The following is a 12,278-nucleotide window of genomic DNA, read 5'->3' on the forward strand; positions in this document are numbered from 1 at the left end:
TGTCCAGAGGTACGTCAATAAACATCACAGCTGAAAGAGCGGCGTTCCATTAAGTCCGGAACGCCGCTTCTTATTTGAGCCGGCGAGCCGTATACTCGCCGGCTGCCAGTCCTGACAGCACAGCACTTTCCACCCGGGAACGGTCTGTTTTGTCCTCCTCTGTGATGAAGGCATCGCCTGCAAATACAAGGGAATCACTCCTGCCCCCATCAATAAACCCTTCCCGGTGCGTCTGTTTCACTTCTGCATATCGCCACCTTTTCAGCTGGACCCCTGTGACGCTCTCCGGATCAAACCACCGCCTGCCGATCTTCATGAGCCGCTCAGTCACATCCTCATCTGCAAGATCAAAATGCTGTTCCGACCATGGCCCACTCGCATAAATACTTACGATCGTTACCTGTGAAATCCCTTTCTGCCGGTTATCGGCAACCGTATCGACCTCTTCCGGCAGATCCGTTTTAAGAAGGCCCGGCTCCCCTATTCCAGACGGGCCGTCAAGAGAAACAAGCAGCACGAGACTAGGCCAGTAGTGCATCTTTTTCAGTGTATCTTCCGCTTCAGGAAAAAGGGAGATACCCGCTGTCATATCAAGGGCCTGGGGAACAGGGGCCGTCACGATGACGGATCTGCTCTGAAATTGGACTGCCTTTCCGTCCTGCTCTCCTGAAACCGTATATCCCCCCTCCGTCTGATTGACCTCAAGCACCTTCGTATACAGCTCAGTATTAACCTCCTCTGCCAGATGCCTGACGAGGCGATTCATTCCCTCCTGTGCGACATACCGGGGGTACGGGTCGCGGAACCATTCGCTCACCCAGCCTTTTCTGAGCCATTCTTCTGTGAGAGATTTCATTCTGTCCGTCCTTACTGTGAAAAACTGGGCACCGTGATCGGCCCGGCCGCTGCCTATCCGTCTTGTGGCCATTCTTCCGCCTGTACTTTTTCCTTTATCCACAACGAGCACCCTGGAAATCCCGCGTTCTTTCAGCTTTCGGGCTGCCATCACTCCTGTGAGTCCGCCGCCAATAATTACCGCATCATATATCAAATCACACACATCCTTATTTTTTCCTGATCAATCTATACCCCTGGCTCCCTCTGTCAAACGCCCGCTTTCTCACCCTCCTGGACTGCTGCACGGAACCTTTCGATAGAGGCCGGAATATCGTCTTCGTCCGGCTTCAATAAGCCTGACACCGCTTTTGCCAGCGGGGAGGGACAGCCTTCTGCTTCCAGCTCGGCAGACGCTGCTCCCTTCAGCCCCTGGTAGTAAAACCAGATCATAGTGTCCCCGTTCTGGACAGGCCAGTAAATCGGACGACGTTCATACACTTTCAGATGGTCAGAGTAAAACTTCTTTTCTATATACCGGGCAACGGCTTCGTCCACAGTTTTGCCCCGACTGCTTCCAAGCGTATTTGCCAGCCATTCCAGTGAGTTACTCACGCCCAGTGTGCCGAGATACTCCCTGACCAGACGGACGAGTAAACCGCCCCGATCGGCAAGACAGACTGCTGCTGCCGGCTCTTGGCCGGGCACGCGCCATCTCCCGAAACACACGCCCAGGACAAACGAAATCAGGCCTGAGGCAAATTGGACCGGACAGGGCTTTCTGATGCTGAGGAGATTTTCCTCAGGGGTTACCGGGACAAAATCCGTAAACCCGTACTTCTTCGCAAAAAAGCGGTTCAGGATGTCTTCATTATGTGCCAGCTGCGCCCGCTTTTGTTCCACAGCGGCAGCATAGGCGCGGTATACCGAGTTCAGCTCCGCACCGGGCTCGGCGAAAGTCAACACCGGGTGCCCGGTAAAATCCGGGGACGTTTCCCGGAAGCGCTCCTCCCACTGTGTAAGTCCGATATTCTGCCGCACAAGTCCCGTCACCGAATTCAGTTCCAGCTTCCCGGGCAGAGCAACAGGCATTTTGCCGAGGTCTCCGCCGCTGTAATTGAGCGTGGCGCTCACCGTACGCAGGAGCACATTCGCCGAACTGCTGTTGAGAAGAGCAGTGAGATAAAGAAGCGGAACTTCCTTTTCATAGACAGCCATACTCGCATCGTTGTTGATAAACCCTGACGGAGCGTACCGGCAGGACAAGTCCTTTGTGGTCACTTTAGACCAGGTGACTGCAGGCGAAAAATAAAGCTTCGGTGAGCGGTGGCCTTTAGCCGAAGCAATTTGTGCGTAACTGTCACGGTCCAGCCGCAGCACCCAGTCACCGTTACCGCTCCACCGCCGGAACGGCCCGCCTTTTTTTACCGGAAACCAGCAGCAGTCTGACGACAAAGCTTCCTCAAGGGAGGAGAAGTCGCGCCCGATCAGGTGCGCCGGCACTTCATACCATTTCCGCAGAAAATGCCTGTTATTTCCTGTAAACATCCCTTTTCTCACAAGGGCAGTCTCACTCATAGAGGGAAAGTGAATGAACGCCCGTGCCACTTCCCGGCGGACGCTGTAACTGAACGCTGCCCCGGGCAGGTCGTCAAACAAAGCCTGATCACGATCGTGCCTCCCGCTTCCGAGCAGAAACATCTCTTCTTTTATACGGCCGTGTTTCCCGTCTGTCAGATCATAAAAAGGGGTCTCTCCGGAACACGGCTTCACGGCGCGCATGACCCAGGCGGCGGTCTGCACGACTTCCCCGCTGATGGTATCGAAAGCACCCGTCCCAAGGTGAAGAAGGGATTGCACCTGTCTCTCCTTCAGAATCCTCCTCCGAAGGCGCTCATAGCTTTTCAGATACATCCACGACTGCTGTGCAAGACACGCAGACCAGCCCCCGTCACGCGTGAGGTCAAACACGCGCTCCATAAATGCCGCATACAGGTCGTAATGGGTGTCCGGATACATCTTTTTGAGAAATATTTTCAGCTCCGGGCTCATCGCCTTCGTTCCCATGTAGGGGGGATTTGCCAGAACAACGGCATACCCGGTTCTGCCCTGGTTTTTGCCAGCCAGTGAGCCATGTTCTTCAGCGGCCACATTCCGGAATCCGCTCCAGTCAGGGGATCTGCAGAACGCCCCGGAAAGTTCTCTGCCCCTTAGAAGCAGGGAGGCTTTTGCAAGCTGGAGAATCCGGGCGTCTATATCCCATCCGTGAAGGTGATCTCTGATAATCGTTTCGGTGATTGTGCCGCTACTCTCCCCTCTTTCCAGGTAAATGCGGAACAGAAGATCGAACGCAGCCAGGAGAAGCTGCCCTGAGCCGCAGGCAGGATCAAGCACCGTCATGTCCTTTAGTGAGAAATAGGATTTTCCCCTGCACCCCGTTTTTAAAAGATAAGGCATTTCCTCATTCAACACGGAGTCAGGTTTAACCGTAAGCCACCACGTCCCGATCGTATTCTCAGCCATGTACGAGGCAAGCCACCGGGGCGTAAACAGCTGGGTTGCAGCCGGGAGATCTTCCGCTGTCAGTTTGCCGCTGTTTCTGATATGCCTGTAGATCCGCGTCTTGTCCTCGTATAAAAACGCCTCGTACAGCTCCCCAAGCTCCCCGGGACTTTTGAGTGTCTTTTCGCCGAGGTGACGTATGAAAACTGTCGTAAGGAGGTTTTCCATACCGGCAAAACGATCGGCCTCCGCCCGGCCAAGGTGATTAAAAGCACTGGGAAGCTCCCGCTCAAGCCAGGCCAGTCCGCTTTCACCGCCATCGTAAAACCCTTTTTCCCGCGCATAAAAAAGAACCGATCCCCGCAGGAAAAACTCCCCCCACAGCTCCTGTTCAATTCCCTGCATAATAAACAGTTCCCTCACCTGTTCCGATGCCATCCTCATCTTTTTCAGGTTCATCCGGTCCGCTCCTTTTTCGTCGCTCGGCTGGTATTGTTTTCATTCACGCTGGTGCAGGTTCAAGCCAATTCGGTTCGTTTTTTGAAGCTAAACGCTGAATAAAAAAATTAACGACTAAATCCCCTGGATTAAAAACCAAATAAAATTACTAATCACCAAATCCCACAGATTAAAAACCAAATAAAATATCTACAAATCCGCTCATGCTCCCCAGCTTATTTTCAATTTAAAAAAGAAGCCTTATCCGCTGTAAGGCTTCTCCTGGTAGTGGTAGTTCGGTGTGATGACCTCATCTTTATACTGTTTGTGAAAAACATGTGTGGCTGCCGGCGAGACAGGAGGAATGAGCCACGTCCAGTCCCCGGTCAGCTTCCTTCCAGCTTCCTGTTCCCTCATCTCAAACTGGCGGAACTGCTCGGCTGCCGTATGGTGGTCAACGATGCTGACACCGTCTTCCTTGAAGGAATGAATCACCGCCCTGTTTAGCTCCACCAGAGCCCGGTCCTTCCACAGCGTTGAGGCTCTCGACGTATCCAGCTCAAACAAGGACGCCACTTTCGGAAGCAGATCGTACCGGTCCGTGTCGGCCAGGTTTCGGGCACCGATCTCCGTTTCCATGTACCAGCCGTTAAACGGCGCTGCCGGATAGTCGATGCCGCCGATTTCCATCCGCATATCGGAAATGATCGGCACGCCGTACCACTTCACGTTCAAGTCGGCGACAGCGGCGTTTTCCGGATGCCGGATCGGCACTTCCATCACGATTTCCCCCGGGATATCAAACCATTCCGCCTCGCCCCCATCCACCTGTATGACAAGAGGAAGGAGGTCGTAATCGGTCCCTTTCCCGCGCCAGCCGAGAGCTTCACATTGCCGGGTGAATGCAATCGACCATGGGTCCCCGATCACTCCGTCTTCAGTTTCGTATCCTGCGTATCGGAGAAGCTGATGATTCCAGAGCCGGATCCGGTCCTGTTCCCCCTCTTTTTGCTGGGCAAAAACCGTGATCGTGGGCAGAATCCTACCGCCGTTGGTTGCATATTCAATATGACGGCACAGGGCGTAAAACACTTCTTCCGCTGTCGTCAGTTTCCGGGCATCAAACACATCAAGCGTCTGCCAGAAAAAACGGCCGATGCAGCGGTTGCTGTTCCGCCACGCCATCTTCGCCCCGTGAGAAAGTTCTTCCAATGTATGGGTATACGACCCCGTTTGCCGAATTTCCTCTTTTATTTCCCCAAGGCGTACAGGAATCTCTGTCTCTTTATTCAGTTCACTGTAGCACTGCTGTACGAACGCTTCCGCTGCATCATACACTGCTTCACTGCTGTTCATCCAATCTCCACCGTTCCTGCATGCTCCCCCAAGTATACCCGAAATTGTTTACCGTGGAAAAGAGATACGTCACCTCCCGAGTGTCCGTTCCACTGCCGCACCGAGCTCGTCCCAGCTGATAAACCGCGATCCGCGCCATACTTCTTTTCCGTGGTAAAAAAAGAGAATCGTCGGAGCTGAAAACACCGTCCACTGCCCTCTGATTTCCGGAACATCCTCAAGCTGCACTCCGGCAAAGTGAACATCCGGAAAAGCTGCCGAAAACTCCAGCGCCTGCGTTTCCACCGCTTCACAGACACTGCAGCTGCGTGATTTCAGCAGCACAATGACCTGTGTATGTTCCTCCAGCCGCCCGAGCATCTGTTCAAAGGAAGTCACCTGTTCAAAAGTCATTATTTTTCTCTCCATTCCTGATTGAGCTTTTCGATCCCTGCCTTGCACACCCCGTGTGAAAGCCAGCTGCATCCTCTGCAGATATGGTCCAGATCGTCCGGTTTTACCATCCTTGCTGTCCATTCCACGAGCTTGCTTTTCCGATACAGTTTCCCCGGCTTAAGCTTCAGATGCTCTACCGCCCGTGTATCGAGCCCCTTTACATGGGCATCTGACCCCGGGCTCGCTGCGCAGTGCGTCCCTCCATTGTGAGGACACACCTGGCAGGCGTCGTCAAGATCCACCAGCACCCGGATGCCAAAATCCTGATCTTCATCTCTGATCTGAGTCACAATCTCATCCATTCGTTTTACAAACCCCGGGCTGTACCCCATCCCCTGAAAACCGTGCACGCAGAGGAGGTGATGCCCTCTCAGCTGTCTTTCTCCCATTCGCAGCGCCCCCAGTATTGTTAACTATTATAGTTATGATGTTAACATACCGGTTATGCCTGTGAGGGAGGTTTGTTGTGTTTTAAATGTGTTAAACGAAACCTTATTTGCTTTCGCCATCTGCTTTTCCGCTTGATAATAGGATGCCTGATTAATATGTTGTTCCGCTTCTTCAATCAGCTAATACCTCACCTGCAGACTCTATTCAGGCATAAACTGATCAATCAGATTCTGCATTCCTTCAGTTACATCCTCGTCATCGAGAAGGCCATACTCAATTTCTGCAGATATTTTTTGTGCCTGGTAAGCAGCTGCTTCACCTGTCAGGTCGGAGAACTCATCTGTCAGCTCCTCCGGGGGGGCGTCTGCCGCCACCAGGTCCAGGTCATTCTCAAAGATCATGACGCTTTCCTGAAACTTCTCAAGTGACCGGATGTAATAGTGATTAATAGTTTCCATTTCTTCGCTCTCAAAATTAAAACTACTGTTATTCTCATAAGCTTCCTCAAAAGCATCCATGATAGCATAGTAGGTTGATTCGATGGTTTCTTCATCTTCCACGTCGACAAACATTTGATCCACCAATAAACGAAACTCTTCATAAGGGTCATATTCATCATGAAATGCCCAGAAATCATTGTATTCCTGCTGCACTGTTCCCTGAGCCCCGCAACCTGACAGAATCAGCACGGCAGCCGGGATAATCATTTTCTTCATTAGTTTTTTCTCCTTACACTTCAGGTTATTTCTCAGAGTTTACAAAGGGAACCCTGTTACGTTCCGCCCAGGTTTCCACCTTTGGTATCACTTTTTCGGCTTCAGTGCTGGTTAAGCTGAAAATAAATTCAGTGTCTCCCCGAACATTAATCTTAAGCGTCTTTCCTGCTGGATTCCAATGAATTAATTTCATTTCATGTGGCCACTGGCGGTCTTTATTATAAACAACGTACTCGTCCTTAAATACTATTTTCCTTCTGCTCATTCTCATATAAGGGTAAGAGTAGGAAAACACAACAATGATGATACCAATAATAATGAGATTTCTTTCAAAACTTGTCCACGGGTTGTCCTGAAGATAGACATTTATAAAAGGATAGGTGAGAAATGCGCCAGCAACAATCAAAAAGAAAGCACTCTCACTTATACTGTTTCCCGTTACAGTAAACTCCCGCATGCCTGTCTGGCCACGATCGGGATTAATCTGTCTTGCGTATTCACCGTACCTTTGCCTGGTATTCAGACTTAATCTGGACACCATCCCTTTATAAACAGGATAGTACAGCAGGAAAAACAAAGAAGGGTAGATTAATGTGAAGAAATTGAACCCTGTTACAAAAAACAGAATAATACATAATGGTATGATTACTTTTTTCGATAACTCCATTAAAAGCTTAAAAATCCCGTATACTCTGCTTTCCGTATTTGTAAGTCGGACGGGGGAATGCGGTTCCTGACATTTATGATAAAGATAATGAGATTCCACTATGGATGGGAAACTGCCGCTTCCTGAAACATCCCCTTCCACAAGATCACTGAACAGGTGTATCATCGTTCGTGTATGGACGATTTCCTCACTTACATTCTTCATCCATACCCTGAAGTCTTCGTCCCGGCCCATATCATCGGCATGATAGGCAGGCAATCTATAAAGAAGCTTCATTCTTGCAATAAGGTCTTCTTCCATATCTGCAAAGTACTGCTCAAGGATCTCCCCATCTCTGCCTCCTATCTCATAAGAATCTGAAATCCTTTCAGCTGCCGACCTGATTTCAGATGCTTTTGCATAGTTATAGGAACCCTGCCCTTGGTGCAGACGCTCAAACGCTTCTATAACGTCCGTTTTTTCAGGGAAAGACACCTCAAGGTTTGCTCTGAGACGATCAGAGCTCGAACTGGAGAGAATGACACGCTCATGCCGTTCAGCTGCTAAAGAAAGCATGTAGGAAAGGTAATATACCGACAGCCTTCTGTGGACCGTTTCGGCTGTATGCCGGTTTTCCACTTGTTCCCCTGCTTCTGTATAAACTTCAAACATGGTAAAGTAACAAGCGCCGTCCCTGGCACTGCCGACTGCAACATACCTTACACCATCCACTGTTACAGGAAGCGACTGGACTACAGGTAAAAGAGGGAGCTTTTTCTGCTTAAATTCCCTTTTTAGCTTCTTCGCTGGTTTTTCTGACCAGGGCGGGATCAGTTCCACGTCCATACCGGGTCCATTCATAAAATGTCTCTCCTTTACTCGTTCGGGTCTGATAAATCTGCTGCTGCCATAGCCGATACCTGCTGATCTGAAAATCCAAACAGCTGCATAAAAAATATCGGCGAGTCTGCTTGTGCTTCAATTGTAACGGATGTGTCATCCACGTGAAAACTGGTCATGGATGCCCCGTTCATATTTTCCCGAAGGTATCTGTCAGCAAGCTGCTGTGCCTCGTGGGGATCGATCACGATGGATCCGTCTGCTTCCCACACTTCCCTGTCATAGCCATCAAGAGAGGCATAGGCCGCAGCATCAACAGCATTTGCAAGCCTGAAATAATTCGAGGCCATAAAGCCCACGTCCACCATTAGTCCGGCAACGCCGAGAAATACTGGGAGTAATACCGCTACAAGTGGAACAACCATCCCTTTTTCGTTTTTCATTTTGACCACACTCACTCAAATATATGATAGCTTGCCCTGTGCTGAAGGGTCAGGGGACTGTTATTCATAAAAGGAATCGGGAGAGCATACTGACAGGAGACATTAACTATAAAGCTGTCTCCACTGGGTCCTGCACTTGCGGGGCTGCACTGTCCAGTTGTACTGGATAGGGCACTTTCAGCAGAAGCACGCGCACGGCTTACAGCAATATGCATGGGAACATCCTCATCTGCTGCTAAGGCAGCGCCAAGTCGTGCCCCCTGGTTTGCAGCTGTTACGGTAACCACCTGGTTGTAGGCTGCAATCCCAAGAATTAGTCCTCCGACGATCAGCATCACCAGTGCCGGAAGCACAATGGCGAATTCAGTAACCGCCTGGCCCTCTTCGTTTTTTAATAGTCTTCGCATACGTTTTTTCATTCTTAACACTCCCCATTTGGTAACGCAATTGCACCCCTTTCTCCGTGTGTGCGGAAATAATCGAACACACCGAGAAAATGAACAACATATAAAAAAATATTAAGAGGGATCCGCAAAAATCAGCGATCTTCTTTTTCACAAACTAGATCCCTCTCTTAAACTATTAAAGACTAAGAGCATCAATGATAGACTGAAATACCGTTTCCAGCTGGCTGCTGAATGTGACAAGCAGACCTACCACAGCTACGAGAATAATCCCCAGAATCACGCCATATTCACTCAATGCCTGGCCTTTTTCATCTTTCCATAGGTTCATAAACATGTTTTTCATAAAGAATCCCTCCGTTTGGATTTAATCGTCGTCTTCATCTTCCTGGTCTTCGTCTTCACCATCATCGTCTTCTCCGGTTTCTTCCTCTTCCTCCTCTTCCTCCTCTTCCTCCTCTTCCGCTTCACCTAATTCAAAAGTCAGGAAGTATTGAAATTCACTGAAAGGAAACTCTGGATAACGAAGCTTTTCATAGGGTATAAATTCGCGAAAAGGAACAGCCTCTCCACTTTCAATGAGATCAACTGTGACTTCAGCCGAGAAATCCACCCTTCCTAACCGGGACTGAGTTGCATCCACTATACTTAACGTTGAATTTACCAGCCTCTCCTGCGAGACCTCTTCATCTGTTCCGTTTCTCAAGACACCGAGCAGCAGAATACCATCTTCCTCTTCGAATATCACAGAGGCCAGTGCATCAAATTTGCCAGCTTCAGGTGGTGGAAATCTTTCATAATTATCTTCGAAAAAGTATTGAAGCTGCTCTTCTGTATAAATCTCGTAATCATCTTCTGAAAGAGTGAGCACAGCCTCACTCCAGTTTCCTGTCTCAAATAAAATTTCTGCTGGAGATACGAGCTCTTCTTCTGTTTCTTCATCCTCTTCAGATTGCTGAATGACTGATTCACTTTCATAACCTCTTTGTTCAAGCCGGTGTGCCATTTTTTCATTTAACACATTTTCAGATTCTAATTCTTCGTCAACAGGCATTGAAGAGGGGGTACTGGTGCCGCATCCGGCAGCCAGTACCAAAACAGATAATACAAAAGTCTTTTTCATTTCAGTCCCCTCTCCTAACTGCCTCCGAACCAGCCGCTAACAGTTTCTTTCCCGCTGCTGAAAAGATTCCCGACCGATTCTTTAACGTTTGAAGCAGTGTCGCTGACATAGCCTCCGGGATCAGATATAAACTTACTGCCCTGCTCCCCGAGCCACCTGCCAGCCTGCTTTATTTCCTCCCGGTACGTAAGCCCCAGAGCAACTACTCCTGTAACTGCAGCTCCAATAACCAGCGCAGGAGCAGCAACTGTTGCTACACCGAAAACGACTGCACCTGCAGCAGCAAGCCCTAAAGTACCACTGGCTAAATCGAGTGCTCCTGCTGTCCGGTCAATCCAGTGGGCACTTGAATCCGTTAACCCCTGGTAACCCTCGAAGGCCACATACCCATTAAGTAAGCCTCCTGCAACTCTACCGACCGGAGATTTTGCAACAGCAGCTGTGGCTTCTCCAATCCTGCTATTTGAGAAACTTTTTCCAAGCCCTGTTACCCGGTCTATTGAACCAGAAACAGCTGATCCCAAACGATCGGCTGCATTTGAAAAACCTGAGGATAAACTGGCATTGGACATTGCCTGCCCGGCACTTTGTACTGCACTTGCAGCATGCCCCCTTATAGTGGAAAGACCACTGAATACGTTACCGACTCTATCCCTTACAGCATTGGTAAAAGGTTCTGTAGCAGCCAGGAATCTTTGTGCTGGATTAGTAGCGTTTCCTCTGAAGGAGAATAAAGATTCACGTGACTCTGCGACTCTGAAATCCAGGTAACTTGAGGAAGTACTCACGCCGGCCATCGACTTTCCTGCACGCCATAATCCTTGATCAACCTTTGATAGAACATTGGAAGTTACATTCTGTGCAAAGCCGGCAAGCCTGTTTCCTCCACTGGCGAGCCTTTCACCTGCCCACAATAATGGAGCTGCTGTTTTAGCTGCAGTAACTCCATGACGAGCTTCACGGCTGTACCTCGCCTCCTGAAAAACCCTAAAGTTATTCATGTAGTGAGCAGCACGTGCATTATTTCCTGCATGAAGGTGTGCCCCGAAATGATTAACTGTATTTATATAGGGCTTGGGAGTAAGCATTGACAGCATCGTTGTCCTGTTTCCGACAAACTGATTAATATTACGTACTTCCTTGCCCGCCATAGATACCTGAGCAGCTGACGTCAGTCCTGCATTGAATAGTGCCTGATCGTGTGGATCATCAAACTGAACAAGACTTCCCGCGAGAGCTTTGTAGAAAGATTTCCCAAACGGCCATTTCCCATGATTACGCCTTTGTACTGCTTCATCTACAACTTCCGCATTCTGAAGGTAATCCTTCACACCAGACGAATCAGAAGCCTGTTCAGTATCAGGACCAGGGTAATTACGTTCTGACTCCTGGTTTCTGTTCCCCGTCTCCCCATTTCCTTCCTGAGAACCCGGAGAACCGTTTACGCCCTCACCAGTTGCATCAGTCCCGTCAGAACCGGGATTGCTTCCTTCCGCATCAGGGTTTCCTGTTCCAGGATCAGGATCGCCTCCCCCTGTCTCAGGATTTCCTCCACCGGAACCTGGATTGCCTCCTTCCGTATCAGGGTTTCCTGTCCCAGGGTCAGGGCTGCCTCCCCCTGTCTCAGGATTTCCTCCATCGGAACCGGGATTGCCTCCTTCCGCATCAGGGTTTCCTGTTCCAGGATCGGGGCTGCCTCCCCCTGTCTCAGGGTCTCCTCCATCAGAATTGGGATTGCTTCCTTCCGCATCAGGGTTTCCTGTTCCAGGATCAGGGTTTCCACCCTCTGTGTCAGGATCTCCTCCCTGGGGATTGGATCTGTTTCCTTCGGTATTGGGGCTGCCTCCTTCAGGATCGGCGCTGCCTCCATTCCCAAACTGCGGAAGTCCTGAACCATTGCCTCCGCTACCCGGATTTGTGCCACTGCCGCCGGAATTGCCGCTGCGGTCATCGGCACCGGAAACGCCTGGTCTCGGGCTGGAGCGTTCCTCATCCTCCTCTTCTGCCGCCAAAGTCTTAGCGGGCGGATCCACCAGGACCGATACACTCATGGCGAACGGCTGAAGCAGAAGAATCAGCACGAGCATTAAGGCAAATTTCCGTCTGTGTTTAAATCTCACTTGAATTATCCCTCCCTTCTCTCTAAAGTGA

At 50.0% G+C, this 12,278-nt stretch carries 12 protein-coding genes; all 12 read right to left on the reverse strand.

Annotated elements, in window-relative coordinates; genetic code table 11:
- Positions 1 to 70: 70 nt before the first annotated feature.
- The 12 genes from FGB90_RS15910 to FGB90_RS15965 all read right to left on the reverse strand — a co-directional run bounded on the left by FGB90_RS15910 (position 71) and on the right by FGB90_RS15965 (position 12,247).
- Entirely contained in the window at positions 71 to 1,051 is a 981-nt protein-coding gene (locus FGB90_RS15910; protein ID WP_171051874.1) for an NAD(P)/FAD-dependent oxidoreductase, read from the reverse strand.
- Between the two features lie 53 nt (positions 1,052 to 1,104).
- Positions 1,105 to 3,795 (reverse strand): Eco57I restriction-modification methylase domain-containing protein, encoded by a 2,691-nt coding sequence (locus FGB90_RS15915; protein WP_138811845.1) that lies wholly within the window; start codon positions 3,793 to 3,795, stop codon positions 1,105 to 1,107.
- Between the two features lie 240 nt (positions 3,796 to 4,035).
- Positions 4,036 to 5,130: a nitric oxide synthase oxygenase gene (locus FGB90_RS15920; RefSeq protein ID WP_138811846.1), complete on the reverse strand. Its 1,095-nt coding sequence runs from the start codon at positions 5,128 to 5,130 to the stop codon at positions 4,036 to 4,038.
- A 69-nt stretch (positions 5,131 to 5,199) separates the two neighbouring features.
- Positions 5,200 to 5,523: a thioredoxin family protein gene (locus FGB90_RS15925; RefSeq protein WP_171051875.1), complete on the reverse strand. Its 324-nt coding sequence runs from the start codon at positions 5,521 to 5,523 to the stop codon at positions 5,200 to 5,202.
- A complete protein-coding gene (locus FGB90_RS15930) occupies positions 5,523 to 5,954 on the reverse strand; it encodes a DUF1284 domain-containing protein (RefSeq protein ID WP_138811848.1) in 432 nt (143 codons plus the stop codon). Before FGB90_RS15930 ends, FGB90_RS15925 begins: the two co-directional genes overlap by 1 nt.
- A gap of 201 nt (positions 5,955 to 6,155) precedes the next feature.
- On the reverse strand, positions 6,156 to 6,671 hold the full coding sequence (locus FGB90_RS15935) for a hypothetical protein (RefSeq protein ID WP_138811849.1): 516 nt from the start codon (positions 6,669 to 6,671) through the stop codon (positions 6,156 to 6,158).
- Positions 6,672 to 6,696: 25 nt separating this feature from the next.
- Positions 6,697 to 8,178 carry a hypothetical protein gene (locus FGB90_RS15940; RefSeq protein WP_138811850.1) on the reverse strand — a complete coding sequence of 494 codons (1,482 nt, stop codon included), beginning with the start codon at positions 8,176 to 8,178 and terminating at the stop codon, positions 6,697 to 6,699.
- Positions 8,179 to 8,192: 14 nt separating this feature from the next.
- A complete protein-coding gene (locus FGB90_RS15945; RefSeq protein WP_138811851.1) occupies positions 8,193 to 8,600 on the reverse strand; it encodes a pilus assembly protein TadG-related protein in 408 nt (135 codons plus the stop codon).
- A gap of 11 nt (positions 8,601 to 8,611) precedes the next feature.
- Positions 8,612 to 9,019 carry a TadE/TadG family type IV pilus assembly protein gene (locus tag FGB90_RS15950; protein WP_138811852.1) on the reverse strand — a complete coding sequence of 136 codons (408 nt, stop codon included), beginning with the start codon at positions 9,017 to 9,019 and terminating at the stop codon, positions 8,612 to 8,614.
- A 163-nt stretch (positions 9,020 to 9,182) separates the two neighbouring features.
- On the reverse strand, positions 9,183 to 9,350 hold the full coding sequence (locus FGB90_RS15955; RefSeq protein WP_138811853.1) for a Flp family type IVb pilin: 168 nt from the start codon (positions 9,348 to 9,350) through the stop codon (positions 9,183 to 9,185).
- A 21-nt stretch (positions 9,351 to 9,371) separates the two neighbouring features.
- Positions 9,372 to 10,127 carry a hypothetical protein gene (locus FGB90_RS15960; protein WP_138811854.1) on the reverse strand — a complete coding sequence of 252 codons (756 nt, stop codon included), beginning with the start codon at positions 10,125 to 10,127 and terminating at the stop codon, positions 9,372 to 9,374.
- A gap of 14 nt (positions 10,128 to 10,141) precedes the next feature.
- Positions 10,142 to 12,247: an ICP22 family protein gene (locus tag FGB90_RS15965; protein ID WP_138811855.1), complete on the reverse strand. Its 2,106-nt coding sequence runs from the start codon at positions 12,245 to 12,247 to the stop codon at positions 10,142 to 10,144.
- Between the last annotated feature and the right edge of the window lie 31 nt (positions 12,248 to 12,278).

Source organism: Alteribacter natronophilus (assembly GCF_006007885.1).
Classification (GTDB): Bacteria; Bacillota; Bacilli; order Bacillales; family Salisediminibacteriaceae; genus Alteribacter; species Alteribacter natronophilus.